Consider the following 24,957-nt stretch of genomic DNA (forward strand, 5'->3'; position numbering starts at 1 on the left):
GGACTCTAGTCTCGCGGCCTGCGGCGTCAATCTGGCCGGTGAGCCGCGGGCGCTTCATCGCCGGAGCGCGGCGGGGCGCCGGCGTCGCCCGCGTCGCCGGGGGACCAAGGCGCGGGCGGCGGGGGCGGGATCTCGTCGCTCAGCGGGACGACCGCGCACGCGAAGACCTCGACGTTCTGGGTCGCGTAGACCACGAAATCGGCGTAGCTGCCCGGCTGGGCGCCCGTCGCGGGCGGCAGCGCCGCGAACGCCTCGGTCGGCTCGCTCCCCGGCGGGACGACGAGGGTGACCGCGCGGTCCGCGTCGAGCTCCGGCGCGCTGGCCGGGACGATCGACGCGCCGTCCCGCTTCGGCGGGCGCGCGCCGCGCTTCGGGCTGCCGAAGCGCACCTCGCCGGGGCGGCCGTCGTCGGTCCGCGCGCGGCAGAGGACGCGCACGCCCTTGCCGTTGCCGGCCTTCGGGATCACCACGCCGAGCCCCACCCCGCTCTTCGCGAAGCGGCGCAGCCGGCCGAGGTCGCGCTCGCGCGGCCCGCCGAGCAGGTCGAGGATGTCGGCCCGGAGCGCGAAGCCGAGCCCCCCGGGCAGCGGATCGGGCGTGCCCAGCATGCGCAGGAGCGGCGCCCGGAGCTCCGGGCCGGCGCCGAGCTTCACCAGGGCCTCGGCGATCGCGACGCGCGCGGTCTGGTACGGCTCCTGGCTCAGCCGCTCGGCGAGCGCCGGCCGCGCCGCGTCCTCGCCGATCGCGGCGAGCGCGGCCGCGGCGTGCGGGCGGAGCCGCACGTCGCCGAGCGCCGCGATGAGCGGCGGCAGCGCGGCCTTCACCCGGATCTTCGCGAGCGCCTCGACGATCTCGCGCGCCCGCTCGAACGGCGTCGCCTCGGCCGGATCGGGGGCGCCGCCGTCCTGCTCCGCGCCCCGGACCACCTGCCGGAGCCACGCCACGAGCACGTCGTCGCCGCGGCGATCGCCGGCCTCGGCCAGCGCGAGCGCCGCGAGGCGGCGCCACTTGCGATCGGGATCGACGACGAGATCGCGCGTGAGCGGCGCGCCCTCGCCGAGCCGCGTGAGCGAGAGCGCGGCCCAGCGCCGCACCTCGTCGTCCTCGTCGCGCACGAGCGCGAGCCGCAGCGACGGGGCGGCCTCGGCGCGGCGCAGATCGAACAGCACCTCGCCCGCCTTGCGGCGGATCGCCACGTCCGCGTCGTCGAGCAGCGCCGCGACCTCGACCACCGCGTCGGCGTCGCCGGCGATGCCGCGGCGGAGCGCGTCAGGCCAGCCCTTGCCCTCCTTCCGGAGGCCGCGGACCTCGTAGCGCCCGTGCGACGCCTCGACCGCGCGCAGCTCCGACCGCATCGCCGCGAGCTCGGCGGGGCGCAGCGCGGAGATGTCCTGCGCCTGGCGCGGATCGGTCGCCACGTCGTAGAGCGCGCACGCGCCGATCTTGCGCGCGCAGACGAGCCGCAGGGTGCCCTTGGCGAGCAGCGTCTGCGTGTCGGTCTCGGCGAAAGCGAAGCCCGGGAGCGAGGGCGGCGCGCCCGGCGGCGTCACCTGGCCCTGCTCCGCCGCGTCGTCGCCGCCCGCGAGCAGCGGGCCGAGGTCGGCGCCGCGCACGCGCGCCGGCCGCGGGATGCCGAGCCCCGCGAGGACCGTCGGCAGGAGATCCACGAGCTGCACGGGCGCCTGCACCGCGCGCGGCGAGAGCAGCCCGGGCGCGCTCACGATGAGCGGGACGCGCGCCTGCTCCTCGTAGACCGTGGTCCCGTGGTAGCGCCCGCCGTGCTCGCCGAACTCCTCGCCGTGGTCGGCCGTGACGATCACGACCGCGTCCGGACGGCGCTTGCGGATCTCGTCCACGATCGCGCCCACGCCCGCGTCCGCGACGGCGATCTCGGCGTCGTAGCGGTCGATGTCGCGATCGCCGAGCGGGTGCTCCGGGTGCGCCTCGTACGGCTCGTGCGGCTCGAAGAGGTGCACCCAGAGGAACGCGCGCTCGTCCGGCCCGAGCCCGGAGAGATAGCTCCGCACCTGCTCCACCCGGAGCTGCGCGCTCGCGAACTCGATCTTCTGGTACTCGAAATCGAGCGCCCGGTCGCGCAGCGCGCCGAAGCGCTCGCCGTCGATGAAGAACACCGCCGGCGGGTAGAAGCCCGCCGTCTTGTAGCCGTAGCGGCGGAGGTGCTGCGCGAACGTCTCGGAGTCCTCCCCGAGCCCCTGCAGCACGAGCGGGCGGATGTACTTGCCCGTCATGAGGGACGACACGGCGTACGACGTGTGCGGCGTCGGCGTGTAGGCGGCGTCGAAGCGCGCGCCCTCGGCCGCGAGCCGGTCGAGGTTCGGCGTGATCTTCCGGCTGTAGCCGTACGCCCCCACGTGGTCGGCGCGCAGGGCGTCGACGCTGATCAGCACGATGTCGCGCCCGCGCAGGTCGATCGCGTGCCCGCTCGCGCGCTCGTCGAGCGGCGCGGCGTCGAGCGGCTCGGGCGGCGAGAGCACGGCGGCGAGCTCGACCACGTGGCCGAGCAGCGGGCCGTGGGTCGCGTAGATCAGCCGGATGTTGTCCGCGAGCGCGAGCCTGTCCGCCGCGCCGGGCGCGAGCGCCGCGCCGAACGCGAACAGGACGAGGGCGAGCGCCGCCCGCACCAGCCTGGGCGAGCGCCGGTCGCGCTGCTCACGTTGCTCACGCTCACCGCCGTCGCGCGCCGCGCGCACGGGCAGCGCCGGGGTCGCGAAGGTCGCCGCCGCGAGCGTGAGCGCCGCGAGCCCGAGGTGGAAGGCGGCGTAGAGCCGCGGCAGGATGCGCGCGTTCGCGACCTCGAGCAGGACGACCGCGCAGATCGCCGCGAGGAGGAGCCACCGGCCGGCGGCGACGGCGCGCGCTCGCTTCAGGGCGCGGGCGACGCGCGGCGCCGCCGCGAAGGTCGCGCCGGCCGCGACGAGCGCCAGCGCCGCGACGAACGGCGCCCGCCGGCCCCCCTCGAACATGCGGCCGGCCGAGACGCCGAAGCCCACCGCGCCGCCGAAGGCCCCGGCGAGCAGCGCGGCCACGGCGCGGAACCCCGTGCGCTCGGCGCGCATGACGATCTCGAGCACGGCGCCGAGGAGGGCGGCGCACGGCGCCGCGGCGGCGAGCGCGAGCGGCAGGAGATCGCGCGCGGCGCGGCTGAGCTCGTAGGGCCCGACGAGCTCTCGCCACCGCAGGGCGCCGACGACCACGAGCTCGGCGAGCGCTAGCGCCGCGAGCGCGAGGTAAGCGTCCGCCATGCGCCACCCGATCTCGGTCTCCAGCTTCCGCGGCGGGGCCTCGGAGTTCCCGCTCGGGAAGGTGGCGCGGCTCGGCGCCGGCGCCGGCGTGGAGGGCCGCGACGGCCCAGCCTGCGGGCGCGGCGCCGCCGGGGCGCGGTGCCCCGGCGCGCCCTGGACGGAGGCGCCCGCGAGCGCCTCCGCGGCGGCCGTCGCGTCAGGCCGGCTGCTCAGGGCGCCTCGCCCGGAGGGCACGGGCCCCCCCGGGTGACGGCCGGCGCCCCCATGGCCCCGCGGGCGCATCGGAGCGGCCCCGTTGCGAGCGGTCATGCGAAGGTGACTTCGAGGATCTCGTAGGTGCGCGGCCCGGCCGGCATCATCACCCGGACCTCCTCGCCGACCTCGTGCCCCAGCAGCGCGCGCGCGAGCGGGGAGGCGACGGAGATGCGACCGACCTTGAGATCGGCCTCCTCGGGCCCGACGATCTGGAAGCTCTGCTCCTCGTCGGTGTCCACGTTCGCGAGCTTGACCTTGGCGCCGAACTGGACCTTGCTGCCGCTCAGCTTCGACGGATCGATCACCTCGGCGCGCGAGAGCGTCTGCTCGAGGTAGCTGATGCGTGCCACGATCATGCCCTGCCGCTCCTTGGCGGCGTGGTACTCGGCGTTCTCGGAGAGATCTCCGTGCTCGCGGGCTGTTCCGATGTCCTTGACGACCTGCGGGAGGTCGACCTCTTTCAGCCGTCGCATCTCTTCACGGAGCCGCGCTTGCCCCTCGGGCGTCATCGGTACTTTCTCGGAGGACATGGTGGGACGCTTTTAGCATGGCTCCCGGCCGGGAGACGATGGTGCCAGGCCGCGCGGACGCGGAACGACGCGGCCGGCGCCGGCCGCCAGGCCCCCCTACCCCCGCCAGCGCACGATCTTCCGCGGCGGCCGCCGCGCGTGGGCGTCCGCGGACTTCGTCGCGCTCCGGACGAGGGCCGCCGCGGTCCGGGAGAGGTCCTCGGGGCGCGGCCCGCCCGCCGGCACGGCCGCGGCGTCCACCGTCGCCGTGGCCGCGCCGGTCGCCTCGGCGATGCGCACCTCGACCGGGACGTCCGCGTCCGGGAGCCGCACGAGGCCGCGGTAGACGAACTCGCCCGGCGCGCCTCCGGCGTCGGTCTGCTCCAGCACGTAGCGAGCGCCGGAGGACGGCCGACCGGCGGCCTCCGTCACAGCCGCAGCCTCGAGCGCGCGGGGGCCGACGCCGCCTTGGCGGGCGCGCGGCCGGCGCCCATCTCGTCGAGGAACCGGCGCGCGGTCACGGCGAACGGCCCGCCCCAGTCCCGGATGACCGACTCGAACACCGCGCGCGCCTCGTCGCGCTTCTTCATCTTGAGGAGCGTCTCGCCCTTGAGCACGAGCGCCTCCGGGTCGAGCCCGGAGCCCGGGAACGTCTTCAGCGCGTAGTCGATCCGCGCGAGGGCCGCGTCGAAGGCGTCCTCCTTGAGGTAATAGCGCGCCACGTAGAGCTCGTGGCGCACGAGCCGCCCCGTCACGACCTCGAGCATGTAGGCCGCGTCCTCGCGATAACGGCTGCGCGGGAACTGCCGGAGGAACGTCCGGATCTCCTTGTGCGCCTCGATCGTGGTCGCCTGATCGCGCTCCTCGGCCGGCGGCAGGAACACCGTGTCGTCGATGTCCAGGAAGAGCGCCTTCGCCATCCTGTATTTCGCGTACTCGACGTTCCGATCCGTCCGGTGCTCCTGGATGAACGCGCGGTACGCCGAGATCGCCTCGGGGTACTTCCCCTGCTCGAACTCGAGGTCGGCGATCCGGAGATCGGCGAGCCGCGCGTAGCGGCTGTAGGCGAAGCGCCGCTTCAGCTCGGTGAAGAGGGCGCGCGCGTCCTCCCAGTCCTTCGCCTGGAAGGCGGCCATCGCCTCGTTGTACGCGCCGCGCGCGTCCTCGGTGTACGTGAGGGTGGCGGTGCGGCCGTCGTTCAGTTCGAAGTCGCAGCCCACGAGCCCGCCCAGGGCAGCGAGGCACCCGGCGAGGGCGAGGACAGCGGCGGAGGGTCTCATCGAGCACGCCTCGTACCCAATCCGGCGCCGGCGCGCCAGGGCTTCCGCCGCGGAGCCCGGCCGTGGGCGCTTTGCTCCCGCGTCGTGGCGCGCGGCGGAGCTGGGGTATGGTCGACGCCATGCCCGCTTCCTCTCCGGCGTCTCCTCCAGCGGCCCCGCCCCCGACGCTGCACCCGGGCGGCGCCGCCGCGCCCACGGTCCTCGTGGTCGACGACGAGCGCAACATCCGCCGCACCCTCGGGCTCGTCCTTCAGGGCGAGGGGTACCAGGTCGCCGAGGCCCCGAGCGCCGAGGCGGCGCTGGAGCTCCTCGCGCACGGCGACAGCCCCGTCGACCTCGCCCTGGTCGACCTGCTCCTGCCCGGCATGAACGGCCTCGATCTGCTCCAGCGCGTCCGCCAGGACGACGCCACGCGCGAGCTGCCGGTGATCGTCATCAGCGGCCACGCGACCGTCAACGACGCCGTGAAGGCGATCAAGCTCGGCGCCAGCGACTTCTTCGAGAAGCCGCTCAACCGCGAGCGCGTCCTCGTGGGGGTCAAGAACGCGCTGCAGAACTCGCGGCTCGCGCGCGAGGTCGAGGACCTGAAGGCGCAGGTGCAGTCGCGCTACGAGATGATCGGCCAGAGCCCCGCGATGCAGCGGCTGTTCAAGGAGATCGATCGCGTCGCGCCCACGAAGGCGAGCGTGCTCATCACGGGCGAGAGCGGCACGGGCAAGGAGCTCATCAGCCGCGCCATCCACCGGCTGTCGCCGCGGGCGCGGGGCCCGTTCGTCCGGGTGAACTGCGCCGCGATCCCGCGCGAGCTCATCGAGAGCGAGCTCTTCGGGCACGAGCGCGGGGCGTTCACCGGGGCGAGCGGGCCGAAGCGGGGCTTCTTCGAGCAGGCCCACGGCGGCACGCTGTTCCTCGACGAGATCGGCGACATGGACCTCGCCGCGCAGGCCAAGGTGCTGCGCGCGCTCCAGTCGGGCGAGATCTGCCGCGTGGGCAGCGAGCACAGCCGGCACGTCGACGTCCGCGTGCTCGCCGCGACGAACAAGGACCTGTCGCGCGAGGTCGCCGCGCTCCGCTTCCGCGAGGACCTCTTCTTCCGCCTCGCGGTGTTCCCGATCAAGAGCCCCGCGCTGCGCGACCGCATGGAGGACCTGCGCGCGCTCGCCGACGCGTTCATGGCGGCGTTCTGCAACGAGAACGGCCTCAAGCAGAAGGCGATCGACCCGGTGGTGTACGCCGCGCTCGAGCGCCGGAGCTGGCCGGGCAACGTCCGCGAGCTGAAGAACGTGATCGAGCGGGCGGCGATCCTCTCGAGCGACATCGTCACCATCGCCGATCTCCCGGAAGATCCGCACGAGAACCCGTTCGAGGACGACGCGCAGGGGACCGCCGGGGAGGGATCGATCGCGCCGCCGCCGCCCGGCGCGGCCGAGCCGCCCGCGGGCGCGGCCCGCCACGAGCCGGAGCGCCCTCGCCTCACGCTGCGCGAGTTCCGCGACCGCGCCGAGCGCCGGTACATCGTCGAGGTGCTGGCCAGCCTCGACTGGAACATCTCGCGCGCGGCCGTGGTGCTCGGCGTCGAGCGCACGAACCTGCACAAGAAGATCCGCGCGTACGGCATCCAGCGCGGCGAGGCGCCGTAGCGCCGCGCGGGGGGGAACCGTGCGCGCGGCCCCGCCCGCGAGGCCGGCGCTCGGCCTACGCGGCGCCCTCGAGCGCCTTGCGGACGGCGCGGAGGAGCGACTCGGCCGTGAACGGCTTCGCCAGCAGCGGGGCGCCAGGCCGGGCGGCGCGCGGGCCGTCGAGCGCGTCGCCCGTGTAGCCGGACATGAAGAGCACCCTCATGTCCGGCCTGAGCTTCGCGAGGCGCTCGGCGAGCTCGCAGCCCGACATCTCGGGCATCAGCACGTCGGTCAGCAGGAGGTCGATGCGCCCGCGCTGCGCCTCGCAGACGCGCAGCGCCTCGCGCGGCCCGCGCGCCGTCAGCGTCGTGTAGCCGCCCTGCGCGAGGATCCGGCTCGCGAGCGTGACCACCGCGTCCTCGTCGTCGGTGACGAGCACCGTCCCGCCCTCGCCCCGGCCCGGCGCCGCCCGGGCCGCGCGCCCGCGCCGCGAGGCCGCCGGCCGCGCCGCCGCGAGCGGCAGGTAGATCTCGACGCGCGTGCCCTGCCCGGGCTGCGACGCGAGCTCGATGTGGCCGCGCCACTGCTTGACGATCCCGTACACGGTGGCGAGCCCGAGGCCCGTCCCCTTCCCCCGCGGCTTCGTCGTGAAGAACGGCTCGAAGGCGCGCGTCCGCACGTCGTCGCTCATCCCGCTGCCGGTGTCGCGCACGACGAGGCGCGCGTACCTGCCGGGCGGGAGCGCCGGGTGCGCGTCGTGCAGGCTCCCCGCGGCGCCGACGCGCACCGCGCGCGCCTCGATCGACAGCTTGCCGCCCTCCTCCATCGCGTCGCGCGCGTTGAGCGCGAGGTTCATCACCACCTGCTCGAGCTGCCCCGCGTCCGCCAGCACCCGGCAGCCCGAGGGGCCGAGCGCGATCGCGACGTCGACCGCGCCGCCGACCGCGGCGCGGAGCGCGCCGTCCATCCCCCGCACCACGTCCCGCAGGTCGAGCACGACCGGCTGGGCGAGCCCCCGCCGGCTCACCATGAGGAGCTGCCGCGTCAGCGACGCCGCCCGCTGCGCGGCGCGCTTGATCTCGGCGAGGTCCTTCTGGACCGGGCTCTGCTCGTCGAGCTCCTCCATCACGAGGCTCGTGTAGTTCAGGATGATCGCGAGCAAGTTATTGTAATCATGGGCGATTCCGCCCGCTAGCCGCCCCACCGCCTCCATCTTCTGCGCCTGGCGGAGCTCCTCCGAGAGCTCGCGCCGGCGGTCCTCGCTGCTGCGCGATGTCGAGAGATCGACGATGGTCCCGACCACGAGCCGCTCCCCGCCCGCCTCGGTGAGCGCCTCGGTCCGCATCACGCGGACCGCCGAGCCGTCGCGGCGCGTGAGGCAGCTCTCGATGGCGCCGGTCGACGTCGGCTTCGCGCCCGCCACGCACCCGCCGACGACCAGGTCGGCTGCCGCGAGCGCCTCCTCGCGCGAGCCGTAGCCGAGCAGCCGGGCGAGCGCCTCGTTGCAGTCGACGAGGCGGCCGTCGAGCGAGGCGACATAGAGCCCGGCAGGCGAGCCGACCGCGATCAAGGGGCTGTGCTCCACCGGGTCTCTCGACGTTCGTCCGCTGTTCATCGACGCGCCGTCCGTGCAAGGCCGTTCAGTCGGAAGGTAAACCCCGACAACCAGAACTGAAGCGCGGACTCCCCTCGCCTGCAACGCCGTTCACGCCCGCGACGGCGCAACACCGCGGGCCGAACGGCCTGGGCCGCCGCGCAACGTGGGCGGTTTTGTCCTTCTCCGTCTCGACGAACTGGCCTAGACCCTCGCCGCCGGGGCTCGGGCGAGCCCCGAGGAGCGCGATCCATGTTCTTCCTCGACAGCTCCGACCCGGCCGAGATCGGCGAGATGTTCTCCTGGGGCGTGCTCGCCGGCGTGACCACGAACCCCCTCATCCTCTCGCGCGACGCCGGCTGCGTCGACCTCGAGCGGCGCATCCGCGAGGTGCTCTCGGCGTCGGCCGGCCCGGTGTCGGTCGAGCTCACGAGCGAGACCGAGGCGGCGATGCTCGAGGAGGCGCGCGCCTACCACGCGTGGGCGCCCGATCGGATCTGCATCAAGGTGCCGTTCAGCGACGTCGGCCTCAAGGTGACGCACGCGCTCGCGACGCGCGGCGTGCGCACCAACGTCACGTGCGTGATGAGCTTCAACCAGGCGTACCTCGCGGCGCTCGCCGGCGGCGCGTACGTCTCGATCTTCAGCGGGCGCATCCGCGACATGGGCTACGCCGCGACCCCCGTCATCGAGCGAACGCGCGCGCGGCTCGAGCGCGAGCGGCTGCGCGCCGAGATCATCGTCGGCTCGATCCGCCACCTGATGGACGTGAACGAGGCGCTCGACGCCGGCGCGCACATCGTGACCGTGCCGCCCGCCATCCTGCGGAAGATGCTGCACAACCCGAAGACCGAGGAGACGATCCGCGAATTCAACGCCGCCTGGGAGAAGCGTGCTAAGTAGCCGCGCGTGAACGCCGAGCCCGGCCGCGCGCGAAACGAAGGGGAATCTCGAGGGCCGCGCCCTCCCGAAGGCGAGGACGACCCGGCCCCCAGCGCGCCCCGCCCCGCCGCGCCCGACGACGCCGCCGCCCGCAAGTACGCGGTCGAGGAGGTGAACCGGGCCCTCGTCGCGGCCGCCGGCAGGCCGCGGACGGTGCTCGACGTGGGGTGCGGGATCGGGCTCAACGGCGCCGCCGTCAAGCGCACGGGCGCGCGCGTGACCGGGATCGAGATCGCGCCCGGGTCGCGGGCGCGCGCCGGCGCGGTGCTCGACGAGGTCCTCGCTGCGGACATCACGAGCGACGCCGCCGTGCGCGAGGCGCTCGGCGATCGGCGCTTCGATCTGCTCCTGTTCGCCGACGTCCTCGAGCACACGGCCGACCCGCTCGCCGTGCTCTGCCGCTTCCTGCCGCACCTCGAGGAGGACGGCCACGTCATCGTCTCGCTCCCCAATGTCGCGGCCTGGCCGGTGCGCCTCGGCCTGCTCGCCGGGCGCTTCGACTACGAGCCGAGCGGCATCCTGGACGACTCGCACCTGCGCTTCTTCACGCGCGCATCGGCGATCGGGCTCGTCGAGCGCGCCGGGCTCGAGGTGCTCCGCGTCGAGCAGAACCCGATGCTCGTGCGCGCGGCCAAGGGCCTCATCCTGCGCGGCATGGGCGCGGGCGAGGACCCCACCGATCTCGCCAGCTCGCTGCCCTACAAGGCCTACCAGGCGCTCGTCCGCCCGCTGGAGGACGTCGTCGCCGACCGCGCGCCCGGGCTCCTCGCGTTCCAGCACGTGATCGTCGCCAGGAAGCCGCCGCGCCCCCGCCGGATGCGGCTCACCGTCGGCATGCTCACGATGGATGAAGAGGAGAGCGTCGGCGCCATGATCGGCGAGATCAGGAGGGTCGCGCCCGACGCGGAGATCCTCTGCGTCGACAGCTCCACGCGGGACAGGACCCCGGAGATCGCGGCCGGCCTCGGGGCGCGCGTGCTCCGGCAGGTCCCGCCGCGCGGGCACGGCCCGGCGATGGAGCTCCTCATGTACAGCGCCGCCGCCCGGAGCGAGCTGCTCATCTACCTCGACTGCGACTTCACCTACCCCGCCGAGAACATCCCGGTGCTCCGGCGGCTCGTCGAGGAGGAGGGCGCCGACGTGGTGAACTGCGCGCGCACCCGCACGCGGCCCGCGGCCATGCCGGTCCCGAACTACCTCGCCAACCGCGCCTTTGCGGCCATGGCGCACGCGATGCACGGCATCCCTACCTCGGACGTCCACAGCGGCATGCGCGCCTACCGCTGCTCGGTGATTCGCGCGTTCGATTTCGACGGCGAGGGCGACGCGCTGCCCATCGACACGCTGCTCTTTCCGGCCAAATGCGGCTATCGCGTGGTGGAGATGCCCATCGACTACAACGAGCGCGTGGGCACCTCGAAGCTGCGCAAGCTGGCCGGCACGGTGTGGACCATGATTCGCCTCCTGCGCGCGCTCCCCGTGGGCGACCGCCTCGGCGACCGCTACGAGCGCCGCTAGGCCGCGCGGCGCTCGCCGCTCGCGACGCGACGCCGATGCCTCGAAGCGTCACCGCGATGAAGCGATGGCGACGCGGTGCGCCGTCGCCGCTCCCGCGTGGTCATCGCAATGCGGTCGCCTATACTCCGCAGCTTTCAACTCCGGAGGAGGCAAGAGATGCGGTTTCTGAAGGTCGTTTACGTACTAGGTGTGTCCGCGCTGACGGGCGCGGCCGCGATGGCGGGCTGCGGGGGCGACGATCCTGGTGGGACGAGCTCGAACTCGCCCGGGGGCACCGGCGGCGGGCCCAGCGGTGACTGCACGCTGCGCCACCCGGTCTGCACGGCTGTCGCGTCGGACTGCATCGCCGTCCACGACAACCAGGGCTCGACCAGGTTCGGCATGCGCATGGCGCAGCTCACGATCACGAAGCCCGACGTGCTCGCGACCGGCTATATCGCCCGGCTCGTCGCCCAGGGGTTAACGATGAATTTGCCCCTGTGTTACCTGAACGGCACGGGGACCTTCTCCTGGCTCCTCGAGTTCGACACGATGACCGGCAAGCTGCGCACGGGCGGGGCGCTGCCCACGGAGGACCCGCTGGCGGGCTACTGCTTCGCCAACATGACCGCCGGCGAGTTCGAGATCGCCCCGACCGAGATCGACGCGCCCCTGACCGACGGCGCCTGGAGCGGGGAGGCCGAGACGCTCAATGTCCCGATCTTCCTGGAGACGAGCCCGGATCCGATCATCCTGCCCCTGCACCAGGTGAAGCTCACCGACGCGAAGGTGTCGGCGGACAACAACTGCATCGGGCGGCGCAACAGCGAGGGGCTCGACCCGCTCAACGCTTGCCTCCCGGGCCAGGACGGCGACCCGCCCGCGTTCATCAACGGCGGCAAGCTCTCCGCCTACATCACGCTGGAGGAGGTCGACCGGGTGATCGTCCCCGAGGTCAACCAGAGCCTCTGTGTCGTGCTCTCGGGCGATATCGGAGAATACGGAACCGGTGGGGAGCCCAATACCTGCAAGCGCGACGAGAACGACCAGATCGTGCTGAAGGGCGACTGGTGCAGCGCGACAAACTCGGCTGCGACGGACGACTGCGCAGACGCCTATGCGCTCGGCGCCGAGTACGCCGCGAGCGCCGTCAAGATCACCGGTCTCTGTCCACAGTAGCGCTTGCGGGGGGCTCTCCGGGGAGCGTACGATCCGTCGTGGCGTCCTGACGTCCGCGCCCAGCGGGCTCGGCGCTGCGGGTCGTGCTCTTCGGAGGGTTCCTTATGCCCCGCGTCATCAAGCATTTCTCCTCCATCCTTGTCCTCCTTGTCATCGCCGGATGCGCCGCTTCGGGCGGCGGGTGCGCCGGCTGCGGAATGACCCCCCTCCCCGCCGGCTTCAAGCCCGCGGACCGCATCGAGAACGCCGGCGCGGCCCGGCTCACGCAGTCGGGCATCGAGTTCCTCGAGCAGAACCTGGGTGTCCTCGGGCGCGCGCTGCTCGGCGGCGGGGAGAGCGGCGTGATCACGTTCTCCGTCCCCCGGACCCCGGGCTCCGTTCTCGGCGGCATCATCGATTACACGCTCTGTCCCGGCGGGGCCGATCCCGCGTCGACGCCGCCGACATGCACGGCCGAGATCGACGTGGGGCGCGCGGCGCTGCAGATCCAGCCCAAGGCGCCGCACAACCTGGTCATCGGGGGGCCCCTGCCCGTACGAATGCAGAGCCTGCCCATCTTCCTGGACGGCGGCATCCTCGGCGAGAGCACCCAGTACGTCACCCTCAACGGCAACGACGCATGCCCGCCCGCCGAGCAGACCTTCACGAACATCGATGTCGAGGTCGAGCTCTCGGTCGAGATCGACGTCAACCCGCAGCACTCGCGGCAGGGCTACTCGCGGGTCAAGGTCGTTCGGCTCTCGATCGACGAAGATCAGCTCGAGTCGAGCCTGCACCTCGACTGCGGCGGCACGTGGGTCGGTGATGCCCTGGATTTCGTGAAGCCGATCATCACGAGCTTCATGGGATCGATGTCCGACACGCTGAAGGCCCAGCTCGACCAGCAGCTCTGTCTGAAGGCGGATCCGACGCTGGACCCGGCCTGCCCCGACGGCACGAACAACATCGGCGGCGTCTGCCGCTACGGCACGCAGGCGACCGACGAGTGCGCCTCGATCCTCCTCGGCGTCGAGGGCCACCTCGACCTCGGCCGGCTGCTCGCCGGGATCTCCCCCGGCACGCAGGGCGGGTTCGATCTCCTGCTCGCCGGCGGCGGCACGAGCGAGCGAGACGACGGCTCCGATCTCACCTGGGGCGACCTCAACCCCGTGGGCAACGGCCTCACCCTCGGCCTCTACGGCGGCGCCGAGCCGGTGCCGATCTCGAAGTGTGTGTCGCTGTCGGACCTGCCGCTGCCGGCGGGGATCCCGATTCCTGATGAGCTCGTCGCCAACACCGTCTCCGGCTGGCCCGCCGGTCTTCCCGGCCCACACATCGGTCTCGCGATCTCAGAGCGCTTCGCGAATTATGCCTTGAACGGTCTATACAACAGTGGATTCCTCTGTCTCGGGATCTCCACGGAGACGGTGCCTCTCCTCAACTCCGGCACGCTGGGGCTCCTGGCGTCGTCGGCCAAGGACCTCGCGCTGCAGCGCGAGTCGCAGCAGGTCGCGCTCGTCGTCCGCCCGCAGACGCCGCCCCGGGTGACGTTCGGGAACGGCACGAGCGCCAGCGACGACCCGCTGATCCGCATCCAGCTCGAGCAGGCGAGCTTCGATTTCTACATGTGGTCGCTCGACCGGTTCATCCGGTTCATGACGGCGACGTTCGACGTCGACGTGCCCATGAACCTGACGGTCACCCCCGAGGGGCTCACGCCGGTGATCGAGGAGCTGACGGTCACGAACGGCAAGGTGACCAACAATGGGCTGCTCCGGGAAAATCCGGAGTCGATCGCGGACGCGCTGGGCGGGCTCCTCAGCAGCCAGGTGGGCCAGCTCATCGGCGGCGGCCTGCCGGCGATCGACCTCAACGGGCCGCTCTCGGGGCTCGGGCTCTCGCTGGTCGTGCCCGAGTCGACCGACGGCGCCGGCTCCCCCGGCCTGCGGAAGCTCACGAAGGGACAGGACAATTACCTCGGCATCTTCGCGGCGTTCGGCATGCCGGCGCAGCAGCGCGCGATGAAGAGCGAGACGGGGGCCGAGCTGAGCCGCAAGGAGGTGCGGGCCGAGGGGCTCCGCCTGCCGACGATGACGCGCGACAACGGGCCCACGGCGCGGCTCGTGATGAGCTCGCCGCTCGACGACGGCACCCGGGTGGTCGAGTACTCGTACCGGGTCGACAGCGGCGTGTGGCGCCCGTTCACGCGCGAGCGCATCGTCGATCTGCGCGACGACTGGCTGCGGCTCCCGGGGCGCCACGTGATCTCGGTGCGGTCCCGGATCGCGGGCGACCCGCTGTCGCTCGATCCCACGCCGGCGACCGTGGAGATGGTGGTCGACGTCGAGCCGCCGGTCATCTCGGTGGGCGCGGCGGTGGACGGCCACGTGCCGCTCGAGGTGCGCGACATGGTCTCGGACGCGGACCGCGCGAAGGTGCGCGTGCGGATCGACGGCGGGGCGTGGTCGCGGTGGGCGACGGCGGCGGAGATGCGGACGGTCGACGTCGGCGACGCCGTCGACATCGAGGTCGAGGCCGTGGACGAGGAGGGCAACGTCGGCACGGCGCGGCAACCGATCCTCCGCGGTCGCATGCCCATCGATCCGGCGGGCTGCGGCTGCGTCGTGGCCGGCGGCCCCAGCCAGGGGCCGTCAGGCGGCCTCTGGCTCGGCCTCGCGGCCGCCGCCGCGATCGTGCGGCTCGCGCGGCGCGGCGGCGCCCCGCGCGAGGCGACCCCGCGCGACGCTGGACGACGCGCGCGCCGCGCGCGACAAGCGCATGCCGTGCGGGGCGCGCTCGCTGGCGTCGCCGTGACCGCGCTCCTCGGCTCGCACGCCGGCTGCTCGTGCAGCGACGAGCCGGCCGTCGAGAGGCAGGAGTGCGTCGCGCCGGACTGCATGACGCTGCAGCACGGCCTGATCGGGGCCTACACGTCGGTCGCGGTCGCGCCCGACAAGCGCACGGTCTGGGTCGCGGGCTACGCGGAGGCCGACTGGCACAACGCCTTCCAGTGGGGCGACCTCGTCGTCGGAACATGGGACGGCGAGGCGGTCGCGTGGGAGGCGATCGACGGGGTGCCCACGGAGCCCGAGGTCGACCCGACCCGGTTCGACGTGAACGGGTTCCGCGGGGGCCAGGTCGACCCCGGCGAGGACGTCGGCCTCTGGACCTCTATCGCGGTGGGCCCGGACGGCGAGCCGGCCGTCGCGTACTACGACCGCACGAACCGCGGGCTCAAGTTCGCGCAGAAGCGGGGCGACGCGTGGGTCGTGAGCTCGGTGCAGCAGGCGGCGAACAGCGACATCGGTCGCTACGCGAAGCTCCTCTTCGTGAAGGGGCTGCCCGTCATCGCCTACCTGGCCATGGAGCCGGGCGAGGACGGCGCGGTCACGTCGAGCGTGCGGCTCGCGACCGGAGAGAGCGCCACGCCGCAGGAGGGCGCGTGGCGGTTCGAGGACGTCGCCACGGACGAGGCGACGCCGTGCCGCGAGTTCCTCTGCGGCGGGGGGATGAAGTGCATCCGGACCACCGGGCGCTGCGAGAAGCCCCTCGCGGGCAGCGACTGCGAGCCGGCGTGCGCCTCGGGGCAGGCGTGCATCGACGAGGGCGGCTCGCCGGTGTGCGCCGTGGTCTCCGACGGGAGCCGGACGGACACGTACCCCGACGCGATCGGCGACTACATCGCCATGGCGCCGGACGCCGCGGGCGGGTTCGGGCTCGCGTTCTACGATCGCATCCACGGCAACGTGGTGATCGCGTCGAGGGCGATGGGGGAATGGCGGACCCAGATCGTGGACGGGGCGACGCCGGACGGGGCGACCGACACGGGCGACGTGGGCATGGGGACCTCGCTGTTCATCGATCGCGCGGGGGACTGGCACCTCGCGTACGCCGATGGCCGCTCGGAGGGGCTGCGGTACGCGCGGGTGAAGGGCGGCACCGACGTCGAGGCGGCCGAGGTGGCGGACGACGGGCTCGGGATCGAGGGGGTCCCCTTCGAGGACGGGCAGCACCTCGTCGGCGACGACGCGAACGTGTTCGTGACGCCGTCCGGGGAGGTGCGGATCAGCTACCAGGACGCGACGAGCGGTACGCTGCGGCTCGCGATCGGGACGAAGAGCGGCGACGGCCATAGCTGGTTCGTGCGGGCGATCGAGCAGCAGGGGTTCGCGGGCGCCTTCTCGCGGATCGTCGAGGTGAACGGGCGGCTGCTCATCGCGAACTGGTGGCGCGTCGGCGGGCAGACCACCAAGGGCGACGTGGCGTTCGTCGCCCCCTGAGCGAGCGCCGGACAGGCGCGCGTGCGACGCGGGACGCCGCGCGCCGAATCCCGCCCGAACCGTGCGGCCGGTGGATCGCCCTTGATCGGGCGATCGATCGGCTGACTATGCTCGGGCGGCGCGCCGGGCGCGCGGCTTCTGCAGCGGTCTGCAGGTGGAGCGAAGCGTCACAGGAAAGGCTTGGGACCATGAAATCGACGGGACGAACGAGCAGCAAGGCGGTGGGCAACGCATCCCCTCCCGGCTCCGCCGGGGCGCTGAACGAGGGCGACGCGCAGACGCGGCGCGCCCCGTCGCGACGGAAGATCGGCATCCTGTTCACCTCGTGCGTGGTCCCCGCCGCGTCGGCCGTCGCGGCGCTGCACCTCGCCGGATGCTGGCCGCTGTCCTACTCCGAGCGATGCGAGGACGACGCCAGGTACTGCACCCCCGACGGGACCGGCGGGGGTGGGGGCACCACCCAACCCGACCCCACCTGCGACGTGGATCCGACCCAGGATCCGAGCGCGGTGAGGGACCAGTGCGCGGTGTTCGCGCGCGCGGGCGCGGCCGGAGGCGACGGGACGAAGGCGAGGCCGTACGGGTCGCTCGCGGATGCGATCGAGAACGCGAACGGCAAGCGGGTGCTGGCGTGCTCGAGCGGTGAGTTCAAGGGGAGCGTGACGGTCGGCGTGGCGGCCGAGGTGATCGGCGGCTTCGACTGCGACGCGGACTGGACGTGGAGCGCGGAGGCGCAGAGCATCATCGAGGGCGACGCGAACAAGGCGGCGCTCACGCTGACGAAGGGCGCGAGCGGCGCGAAGCTGCGGAGCTTCAAGATCGTCGCGGCCGACGCGACGGTCGCGGGCGGGTCGTCGATCGGCGTGGCGGTCGACGAGATCGACGCGGAGCTCTCGAGCGTCGCCGTGGTCGCGGGCAACGGGATGGACGGCGCGAGAGGCGAAACGCCGACGGCGGGGTCGGACGGGGCGCGCGCGCCGGATGACGTCTCGAACGCGTGCGTCGGAACGGTCTACGGCGGTCTGCCGGGCGCGACGACATGCGAGGATGGCGAGACGAGCGGCGGCGTCGGCGGGCTCGGCGGCATGCCCGCGACGGACGGCGGCAACGGCCAAAAGGGCCAGGACGGAGCACCCCTTCCGACAGAGAACCCCGACGGGAACGGCCTCGGCGGCGCCGGACAGGCGGTCGCGCAGGCCAACTGCGCGCGCGGAAAGGACGGCGCGCCCGGGGCACGCGGCGACTCCGGTGACCCCGGCATGGGGACCACGCTGACGCTTGCGGGTCCCGCCGGAGGCAACGGCACGAGCGGCATGGGCGGGGTGCGAGGTCAGGGCGGCGGCGGCGGCGGCGGCGCCAAGGCAGGACAGTTCTGTGCGGCCGGAGGGGGCACCTTCGCCGACGGCGTGGGCGCCAGCGGCGGCGGCGGCGGGGCCGGCGGCTGCGGCGGCAAGGCGGGGACCGGCGGCAAGGCCGGGGGGTCGAGCATCGGGATCCTCAGCCTCGGGACCAGCCTGGTGCTGACCGACGTGACCGTCGCCGTGGGCAAGGCGGGCAACGGGGGCACGGGCGGGGATGGAAGCCCTGGTGGGTTGGGCGGCATGGGTGCCAACGGCGGGGCACGTGTCCAGGTGTCCGGCTCGATTCAGGGTTGCGCAGGAGGCATGGGCGGAACGGGCGGCGACGGCGGCCCCGGCGGCGGCGGCCGAGGCGGCCACGCGGTGGGCATCGCCTATGCGGTCACGCCGACCCAGGCTCCGGCGCTGAGCGTCGTGGAAGGCACGGCCGGCGCGGGCGGCGCCGTGGGCCGCGAAGGCCCCGCCACGAGCAACGGCGCGCCGGGCGTGAGCGGCGCGTGCTGGGACTTCGGCGCGAACCAGAGCTGCCCGCAGCAGTGAGCCGCGCGGCGGCGCGATCAGGTGCTCAGGGAGGCCGGGCCGATCTCCGCGGTCGCCGGGCCCCTCACGCGCGCGCGCTCGGCGGCCACGAGCTCGAGGAGCTCCTGGAGGCTCGCCTGCCCGCTGTCGAGCAGCGCGCGCATCGCGCCGTCCACGGTCCCCTGCGCGCGCGCCAGGCGGGGAGCGCTCTCCCCGCCCTCCCGCGCGATCAGCATGTCGTGCAGCATCCGCCTGAGCCCCGCCATCGCTTCGGTCTTCGAGCGCATCGCCATCACCTCGCCCCCCTCGGCTAGCGGAGGCGGCGCGCTCCGGCCAACTTTCAGGCGCGCGGCAGCCTGCCCAGCGCGAGGTCCGCGGCGGCGCGCTCGACGCCCGCGAGCGCCACGGCCGGGCCTTTCCGCGGGACGAGCACCACGCGGCAGCGGCCGCGGGTCGCCGTCTCCAGGTGCGACAGCCCGAAGTCGAGCGCCGCGCCGAAGGCGAAGACGAGCGCGCCCATGCCGAGCAGCTCCGGGGAGCCCGCCCGCGCGCCGTCGACGAGCAGCGACACGCCGAGGTACGTCCCCAGCCCGAGCGCGACGAGCCCCGCGTAGAGGCCGAGCCGCGGGTAGCGCACCTCGCGCGTCGCCCGGAGCAGCGCCTCGACCGGGATGTACGTCTCCTGCTCCCGCAGCGCCCGGCCGAGCAGCTCGGTCCGGCTCCGGATGGTCACGCCCCGCGGCCCGACCTCGATCGCCGCGGGCCGGCGGTACCGCAGGAGGAACCGCCCGGCGAGCCGGCCCGCGTGCATGACCAGCAAGATCCCGGTCGCCGCGAGCAGCACGAGCGCCACCGGCCCGCGCGGCGGCGGCGAGAGCTCGCCCGCGAGCCGCGCCGGAGCCCCGCCCTCGAGATCCGATGCGCCGGCCGCCCAGGCCTCGTCCGGGCCCGCGCCGTCGGCGCCCGGCGCGCGGCTCGGCCGCCGGCCGGGCGACAGCGCGTCGCGCAGCAGCGAGCGCACGATGGGGTCGCGCACCTCGTCGACCAGCGCCGCGGCCTCGGCGCGCGCGGCCGGCGAGGCGCTCCCGCGCAGCGCCGCGGCGGCGATGATCGCGCCCGCGCGCCCGAGCTGCGGCAGCGCGCCCTGGTCGGCGCGCCGCACCAGCGCGGCGACCGCGCGCCAGAGCCCCGCGGCGCGCTCGCCCAGCGCGGCGTCCAGCGCGGTCAGCGCGTCGACGGACGTGTACGTGGCCAGCCACACGAGGGCCTCGGCGACGCGCCCCTCGGCCTCCGGCCCCTCGGGCGGCGAGAGCGCGACCCCGCGCGCGAGGAGCGTGGCGAGGAGCACCCGGGTCGCGCTCCCCGCGCCCTCGCTGGTGCCGCGCTCGAGCGCCCGGATCACGTTCCCGAAGCGGGTCTCCGCGTCGGCGGCCGACAGGCCCGCCCGGTCGACGAGCTCCGCGAGGCCGCCCTCCAGGGTCGTCCGCCGCTCGTCCGCGGCGGCGAAGGCCGCTGTATGCACGACCCGCGCGAGGTCATCGCCATGAGGGTGACCGGCAAGCTCATCGAGCACGGCGTGCGGAGAGTGTTCGGGCGTCATCGGCGCGGGCTGGTCGGATTAACTGAACGCCGCCTCTTTGGCTAGTGTTCCGAGCGGCCTGGCCGGCGGCCCGCGCGGAGCAGCGCCGCCCGCGCGTTCCTTCTTCTACGACTTCCTTCTACTTCTGCCGGGCGCGCGCCTGATCCCGGAGCGCCTGCTCCACGAAGCCCATGATCAGCTTGAGCTGCCGGTTGGTGACGTGGAGCTTCGACCAGATGACCTTCCCGTCGGTGTTGAAGGTGACCTCATCCACCACGTCGATCCGCGTGATCCCCAGGTTGATGGTCCGGAGCGCGTTCAAGGTCCTCGTGAGCTCCTGCGCGTGCTCCAGCGCTTTTTCAGCGGATTCATCGCCCGCCGTGAGCGCGAGGTCGGCGCCCCCGTCCTTGGTCGGCGTCACGGTGAGCCGCATCCACGCGAGGCTGCGCGGGAGCGCCTGGACCCCGCGGAACGCGTTCGCGGGCGTGAGCATCGAGATCACGATGCCGGCTGCCGACGATTTATTGAAGCCTTTCATGGACTTCAACTTGGACAGTTGATCCTCTTCATCAGCAGGGAGGACCACGAGCAGCCGCCGGTCCGGGACCATCGCGAAGATGCGCTCGCTGCGCTCGGCGGTGGCGCGGGCGGCGGGGACGGGGGCGTCCTCGATCCACGACCCGTTCGACCGCTGCACGATGACGTCGACGGCCGCGCGCATGGTCTCCTCGGGCGCGCGGTAGTCCATGACGGCGACGACCTTGCTGGAGTCGCGGAGCTGCGGCCCGGCGATGAGGAGGTGGTCGATGTCCCGGATCGGGTCGACGCCGGTGTCGCTGAAGAACGACTGCCACTGCGGGATGGTCGTCAAGATCCGGCCGAACCATTCCCCGAGCTCGTGGGTGCGCAGCCGGTCGCCGGCGATGAGCACCTGCACGTTCGGGTCCTTCGACGCGAGCTTGCCCGGCGCGCCCGCGGCGCTGAGCGGCGTGCGCAGGTTCGGGGACTCGCTCTCGTCGCCCGTGCCCCCGTCGCCCGCCGCGTCCGGTCCCGCGTCGCTCGGCGGCCTGCGGCGCGGCGGCGTGGGCGCGCCCGCGTCCGGCGCCTCCGGCGCGGCGCTCGCGGAAGCCACGGGGGGCGGCGGCGCGGGCGGCGGCGTCGAGGGCGCCGCGGCGCCCGCCCCCGAGGGCGTGGCCTCGGCGCCGGTCGCGGAGGGCGCCGCCGCGACAGCGCTCGGGTCGTCCGCGAGGAGGTCGAGGTCGATCGGGACGATCGTCTCGCCCGCGTCGTAGTCGGTCAGCTCGCCTCGCAGCGCGAACATCGCCTCGAGCCACGAGAACAGCGGGGTCGGCAAGAACGGCAGGTGCAGGAGCAGCGCCACGGCCGCCGCGGTCGCCAGCGCGCGCCTCGAGGCGGCGCGCACGAGCGGGACGACCCCCGCTCCCCGGCCCGCGCGCGGGGCCGTCGTCGTGTTGTTCGAGCCACGCACCGGGGTCCGTTCCGCCACGGCGGTACCCTAGCAGCAGCCGTCCGAACGGCATCCGGGCCGCGGGCGCCGGCCTCGCCGCGCGCCGCGCCTGCGTGGCATGTCCTTCGCTCCCTCGCGATGTCGCCTGCCGCAGCGTCCGCCCTCGCGAAGTCGCGGGGGCGCGCTCCGCAGAGAAGTGGATCGACACGTGAGCGACCAGGTACTAAGACCGCCGAGCCGACCCGACCCGACGGGTCGATCACCAGAACGCGAGGATCGGGACGGCCGGTCCTCGCCCAACGCTGTGGATGCGATGAACCGCTCTCAGGCGCCCCGCCCCCGCGGGCAGAACGACCTCGCACGACCGCAGGGCAGCGGCAACGTCCGCACCCGCGACGCGCGGAAGCCGCAACCTGCGCCGGACCCCGGCCGCGCTCCGGGCGGTGGCGCCGCGCGCGCCTCGATCGTCTCCAGCGCGCTCGGGTTCGTCGCCGCGGCGGCCGTCGCCGGCGCCGCGGCGTGGGCGAGCGGCTGCCAGGGCGAGGCGCCTCCCGGCCCGTCCACCGAGGGCCACCCGCCGCGCGAGCGGACGACGTCCCTCCCGCGCCCGGCGCCCACGTCCTCGGCGCGCGCGACGGCGTCCGCCGAGGCCCCCAAGGAGATCGCGAGCGCCGAGCCCTCCGCGGCCCCGGCGCCCCCCGAGCCCGACAAGCCCTACACGGGGCCGCTGCTCGGCTCCATCGTGCCGCAGGCGCCGGTCTACCCGACGATGGAGTTCTCCAAGCAGCGGCTCGGCTACATCCGGCTCGGCGGCAAGGTGCCGGTCGATCCGAAGCCGATCAAGGGCGGGAGCTGCGCCAAGGGCTGGTACCGCCTCCTCGACGGCGGCTACGTCTGCGGGAGGTCGGCCACGACCGACCTGTCGAACCCCCAGGTCCGCCTCGGCATCACGCCGCCGAACCTCGACGACGTGCTGCCGTACAAGTACGCGTTCAACACGACGCACGGCACGCCGCTCTACCGCTCCGTCCCCTCGAAGGACGAGATGGCGCGCTACGAGCCGTACCTCGAGTCGTCGAAGCGCAAGAAGAAGGAAGAGCAGCGGCAGCAGGCCGAGGAGTTCTACGAGCAGACCGAGAAGGAGGTCGCCGCCGAGGCGGCCGCGCCTCGCCCCGCGGCGACCCCCGAGGCGGTGGCGAGCGCCGGCGCGGCCCCCGCCGTGACCGCGGTCGCCACGGAGGCTTCCGCGGCCGAGGACAAGGCGGCCGCCGTCGCCGCGGCCGCGTCGCTCGGCATCGCCCCGGCGCCCGTCGAGGAGCCCGAGAAGCCCTGGTGGGAGAACGTCGACGACAAGGGCCGACCGCTCAACGTCACGCTCGCCGATCTCGACAAGGACGCGGACTCCACCGTCGCGAAGCGGATGGTGAAGGGCTTCTTCGTCGCGGTCGACAAGACCTTCGGCTGGAACAGCCGGAGCTGGTACAAGACGACCGCGGGCCTCGTCGCGCCGAGCGACCGCATGTACATCATCAAGCCGCCGACCTCGCAGGGCATCGACTTCCCCGAGGGCGCGAAGGCGGTCGGCTTCATCCTCTCGAAGACGTCGAGCAAGTACCAGTTCGACGCCGAGATGAAGTCCGTGTCCGTGGCGGGCTCGCTCGAGCGCTTCGCGGCGTTCGGCCTCACGGGCGACGTGCACAAGCACAGGTCGGTCGTGTACCGGAAGACGACCGAGGGCTGGTGGATGAAGGGCGCCGACGGGACGTACACCGACGTCGGCAGCCCGCCGCCGGACCTCGCGCCGGGCGAGAAGTGGATCGACGTGAACCTGTCGCGCAAGACGCTGGTCGCGATCGAGGGCGACAGGCCGGTGTTCGCGGCGCTCGTCTCCCCGGGGAGGCGCTCGAAGGACAAGAAGAAGGACCACCCGACGCCCACCGGCGTGTACCGCATCCGCGAGAAGCACATCGCGACGACGATGGACGGCGACGGGACGGTCGCGGGCGACCTTCCGTACAGCATCGAGGACGTGCCGTACGTCGCGTACTACGACGGGTCGTACGCGCTCCACGGCGCCTTCTGGCACGGCAACTTCGGCCGGGAGATGAGCCACGGCTGCGTGAACCTCTCGCCGCTCGACGCGAAGAAGGTCTTCTTCTGGAGCGAGCCCAGGCTGCCCCGCGGCTGGCACGGCGTCTGGGCGACGCCGGAGAACCGCGGCACGCTCGTCTCCATCCACGAGTGAGCGGGCCGCGAGCGAGCGGGGGCCGCCCCTCCCCCGCCCTGGCGCTCCGGCGCGCCGGGGCGGGCTCGGCCACCGGCCGCCCCTCCTGATGAAGCGCCGCGCAGGGCGCTGGAAATCCGGGCAAGTCGTGCCCGGAACAGCTTGAACGGTTGCTTTGACAGGGCTCCCTCTTGACTCGGGGGCCCCCTTCGCACACTTGTGGAGCCGCCATGGACCAGTTCTCGGCGCACCTCGACCGCGGGTGGGATCTTGTCCAGCGCGGGGACACGCGCGGAGCAGAGGCGTCGGCCCGACGGGCGCTCGAGCTCGATCCGAACTCGCCGGAGGCTCACAACCTGCTCGGCTTCGTCGCCGCCCTCGAGGGCGAGGGCGAGGAGGCGATCGAGGCGTACCGCCAGGCGATCGCCCTCGACGACACCTACCTGGAGGCGATGCTCAACGCCGCCGAGGTGTACATCCACCCGCTCGGCGATTTCGATCAGGCGATCGAGATGTGCGACCAGGCGCTCGATCTGGCCGAGGTCGACGAGGAGATCATCGACGCGCTCCTCCTCAAGTTCGACGCGTTGCTCGGCAAGGGCGATCTCGACGAGGCCGCGCAGGTCGCCGCCCGGATCCCCGAGGGCCCGTACGACAACCCGAACCACACCTTCCTCGTGGGCCGCGCCTTCTACGAGATCGGCCAGGCCGACAAGGCCGCCGCGCTCATCGAGGAGGCGGCGCTCAAAGATCCGCGCCACGCCGAGGCCCACTACTACCTCGGGCTCATCCGCGACGAGCGGGGCGACGTCCGCGGCGCGACGCAGGCCTTCCTGCGCTCGCGCGAGCTCGACGTCGAGCTCGGGATGCCGCCCTGGGCGCCGAGCCGCGACGGCTTCATGACGCTCGCCCAGAAGACGATCGCCGCGCTGAACCCCGTGCTCCGGCGCTACGTCGAGGGGGCGGAGCTCTACATCTCCGACGTGCCCGGGATGGAGCTCGTGGCGGAGGGGGTCGATCCCCGCGCGCTGGTCCTCCTCGACGGCCTCAACGCCGACGAGCGCGAGCGGGGTCTCCGTGGCAGCGCCGAGGTCCACCCCTGCGCGCGGGTCTTCGTCTATGCCCTCAACGTCGCGCGCCTCGCGGGCAGCATCGAGGCGCTCGACCGCGAGATCAACCTCGCGCTCGAGCGCGAGATCACCGCGACGTTCCTCGAGGCCGAGCAGAACGAGCGGACAGAGAAAGAGCTGAACTGACGGCCGCGGGCGCTCGCCGCCCGCGCGCGGTCGAGCCGTGTGCAGGGGCCGAAGCGGGCCGCGGGCGCGCTTTGCCGCCGCTTCAAGGCGATCGGCGAGGCGGCTCTCTCACGTCGGGGGACCTCGCGCGCCGCGCGGGGAGCCCGAGGGCGCCGC

At 73.7% G+C, this 24,957-nt stretch carries 17 protein-coding genes; 9 read left to right on the forward strand and 8 right to left on the reverse strand.

The window, feature by feature from the left end:
* Positions 1-26: 26 nt before the first annotated feature.
* Positions 27-3,263, reverse strand: coding sequence for a sulfatase-like hydrolase/transferase (locus tag WME96_RS18440; RefSeq protein ID WP_437291425.1), 3,237 nt, complete (start codon positions 3,261-3,263; stop codon positions 27-29).
* On the opposite strand from WME96_RS18440, the gene WME96_RS18445 reads away from it, so the two are divergent.
* The gene (locus WME96_RS18445) at positions 3,262-3,513 is read left to right on the forward strand and encodes a hypothetical protein (RefSeq protein ID WP_437291426.1); all 252 of its coding nucleotides are present in this window, start codon (positions 3,262-3,264) and stop codon (positions 3,511-3,513) included. The genes WME96_RS18440 and WME96_RS18445 overlap by 2 nt on opposite strands.
* A gap of 55 nt (positions 3,514-3,568) precedes the next feature.
* On the opposite strand, the gene greA is transcribed toward WME96_RS18445, so the two are convergent.
* From greA to WME96_RS18460, 3 genes are all read right to left on the reverse strand, one after another.
* Complete coding sequence (gene greA / locus WME96_RS18450; RefSeq protein WP_433936819.1) at positions 3,569-4,048, reverse strand: transcription elongation factor GreA; 480 nt, start codon at positions 4,046-4,048, stop codon at positions 3,569-3,571.
* A gap of 96 nt (positions 4,049-4,144) precedes the next feature.
* Complete coding sequence (locus WME96_RS18455; RefSeq protein ID WP_437291427.1) at positions 4,145-4,459, reverse strand: hypothetical protein; 315 nt, start codon at positions 4,457-4,459, stop codon at positions 4,145-4,147.
* Positions 4,456-5,307 (reverse strand): outer membrane protein assembly factor BamD, encoded by an 852-nt coding sequence (locus WME96_RS18460; RefSeq protein WP_437291428.1) that lies wholly within the window; start codon positions 5,305-5,307, stop codon positions 4,456-4,458. Before WME96_RS18460 ends, WME96_RS18455 begins: the two co-directional genes overlap by 4 nt.
* A 119-nt stretch (positions 5,308-5,426) precedes the next feature.
* Between WME96_RS18460 and WME96_RS18465 the strand changes: the two genes are divergently transcribed.
* Complete coding sequence (locus WME96_RS18465) at positions 5,427-6,947, forward strand: sigma-54-dependent transcriptional regulator (RefSeq protein WP_437291429.1); 1,521 nt, start codon at positions 5,427-5,429, stop codon at positions 6,945-6,947.
* A gap of 55 nt (positions 6,948-7,002) precedes the next feature.
* Here WME96_RS18465 and WME96_RS18470 read toward each other — a convergent pair whose 3' ends face one another.
* The gene (locus tag WME96_RS18470) at positions 7,003-8,541 is read right to left on the reverse strand and encodes an ATP-binding protein (protein WP_437291430.1); all 1,539 of its coding nucleotides are present in this window, start codon (positions 8,539-8,541) and stop codon (positions 7,003-7,005) included.
* A gap of 231 nt (positions 8,542-8,772) precedes the next feature.
* On the opposite strand from WME96_RS18470, the gene WME96_RS18475 reads away from it, so the two are divergent.
* The 5 genes from WME96_RS18475 (at position 8,773) to WME96_RS18495 (ending at position 18,295) form a co-directional block, all read left to right on the forward strand.
* The gene (locus WME96_RS18475; protein WP_437291431.1) at positions 8,773-9,423 is read left to right on the forward strand and encodes a transaldolase family protein; all 651 of its coding nucleotides are present in this window, start codon (positions 8,773-8,775) and stop codon (positions 9,421-9,423) included.
* 6 nt (positions 9,424-9,429) lie between these two features.
* Entirely contained in the window at positions 9,430-10,980 is a 1,551-nt protein-coding gene (locus tag WME96_RS18480; protein ID WP_437291432.1) for a methyltransferase domain-containing protein, read from the forward strand.
* Between the two features lie 189 nt (positions 10,981-11,169).
* The gene (locus WME96_RS18485) at positions 11,170-12,138 is read left to right on the forward strand and encodes a hypothetical protein (RefSeq protein WP_437291433.1); all 969 of its coding nucleotides are present in this window, start codon (positions 11,170-11,172) and stop codon (positions 12,136-12,138) included.
* Positions 12,139-12,242: 104 nt separating this feature from the next.
* The gene (locus WME96_RS18490) at positions 12,243-16,397 is read left to right on the forward strand and encodes a hypothetical protein (protein WP_437291434.1); all 4,155 of its coding nucleotides are present in this window, start codon (positions 12,243-12,245) and stop codon (positions 16,395-16,397) included.
* A 188-nt stretch (positions 16,398-16,585) separates the two neighbouring features.
* Entirely contained in the window at positions 16,586-18,295 is a 1,710-nt protein-coding gene (locus WME96_RS18495; RefSeq protein ID WP_437291435.1) for a hypothetical protein, read from the forward strand.
* A gap of 17 nt (positions 18,296-18,312) precedes the next feature.
* Here WME96_RS18495 and WME96_RS18500 read toward each other — a convergent pair whose 3' ends face one another.
* The 3 genes from WME96_RS18500 to WME96_RS18510 form a co-directional block, all read right to left on the reverse strand.
* Entirely contained in the window at positions 18,313-18,561 is a 249-nt protein-coding gene (locus tag WME96_RS18500) for a hypothetical protein (protein ID WP_437291436.1), read from the reverse strand.
* A 53-nt stretch (positions 18,562-18,614) separates the two neighbouring features.
* Positions 18,615-19,874: a hypothetical protein gene (locus WME96_RS18505; protein ID WP_437291437.1), complete on the reverse strand. Its 1,260-nt coding sequence runs from the start codon at positions 19,872-19,874 to the stop codon at positions 18,615-18,617.
* A gap of 118 nt (positions 19,875-19,992) precedes the next feature.
* Positions 19,993-21,360 (reverse strand): hypothetical protein, encoded by a 1,368-nt coding sequence (locus WME96_RS18510; RefSeq protein WP_437291438.1) that lies wholly within the window; start codon positions 21,358-21,360, stop codon positions 19,993-19,995.
* A 274-nt stretch (positions 21,361-21,634) separates the two neighbouring features.
* Here WME96_RS18510 and WME96_RS18515 point away from each other — a divergent pair, with 274 nt between their 5' ends.
* A complete protein-coding gene (locus WME96_RS18515) occupies positions 21,635-23,566 on the forward strand; it encodes a L,D-transpeptidase (protein WP_437291439.1) in 1,932 nt (643 codons plus the stop codon).
* 209 nt (positions 23,567-23,775) lie between these two features.
* Positions 23,776-24,801 (forward strand): tetratricopeptide repeat protein, encoded by a 1,026-nt coding sequence (locus WME96_RS18520; RefSeq protein WP_061612651.1) that lies wholly within the window; start codon positions 23,776-23,778, stop codon positions 24,799-24,801.
* Positions 24,802-24,957: the final 156 nt, after the last annotated feature.

The organism is Sorangium sp. So ce406 (genome assembly GCF_051474675.1).
GTDB lineage: Bacteria > Myxococcota_A > Polyangia > Polyangiales > Polyangiaceae > Sorangium > Sorangium cellulosum_G.

Excerpts from the sequence above, each read along its gene's own strand:
- WME96_RS18495 (WP_437291435.1), top strand. The coding sequence starts at position 16,586 with ATGAAATCGACGGGACGAACGAGCAGCAAGGCGGTGGGCAACGCATCC.
- WME96_RS18475 (WP_437291431.1), top strand. The coding sequence starts at position 8,773 with ATGTTCTTCCTCGACAGCTCCGACCCGGCCGAGATCGGCGAGATGTTC.
- WME96_RS18445 (WP_437291426.1), top strand. The coding sequence starts at position 3,262 with ATGCGCCACCCGATCTCGGTCTCCAGCTTCCGCGGCGGGGCCTCGGAG.
- WME96_RS18520 (WP_061612651.1), top strand. The coding sequence starts at position 23,776 with ATGGACCAGTTCTCGGCGCACCTCGACCGCGGGTGGGATCTTGTCCAG.
- greA (WP_433936819.1), bottom strand. The coding sequence starts at position 4,048 with ATGTCCTCCGAGAAAGTACCGATGACGCCCGAGGGGCAAGCGCGGCTC.
- WME96_RS18470 (WP_437291430.1), bottom strand. The coding sequence starts at position 8,541 with ATGAACAGCGGACGAACGTCGAGAGACCCGGTGGAGCACAGCCCCTTG.
- WME96_RS18465 (WP_437291429.1), top strand. The coding sequence starts at position 5,427 with ATGCCCGCTTCCTCTCCGGCGTCTCCTCCAGCGGCCCCGCCCCCGACG.
- WME96_RS18460 (WP_437291428.1), bottom strand. The coding sequence starts at position 5,307 with ATGAGACCCTCCGCCGCTGTCCTCGCCCTCGCCGGGTGCCTCGCTGCC.
- WME96_RS18500 (WP_437291436.1), bottom strand. The coding sequence starts at position 18,561 with ATGCGCTCGAAGACCGAAGCGATGGCGGGGCTCAGGCGGATGCTGCAC.
- WME96_RS18440 (WP_437291425.1), bottom strand. The coding sequence starts at position 3,263 with ATGGCGGACGCTTACCTCGCGCTCGCGGCGCTAGCGCTCGCCGAGCTC.
- WME96_RS18515 (WP_437291439.1), top strand. The coding sequence starts at position 21,635 with ATGAACCGCTCTCAGGCGCCCCGCCCCCGCGGGCAGAACGACCTCGCA.
- WME96_RS18490 (WP_437291434.1), top strand. The coding sequence starts at position 12,243 with ATGCCCCGCGTCATCAAGCATTTCTCCTCCATCCTTGTCCTCCTTGTC.
- WME96_RS18505 (WP_437291437.1), bottom strand. The coding sequence starts at position 19,874 with ATGACGCCCGAACACTCTCCGCACGCCGTGCTCGATGAGCTTGCCGGT.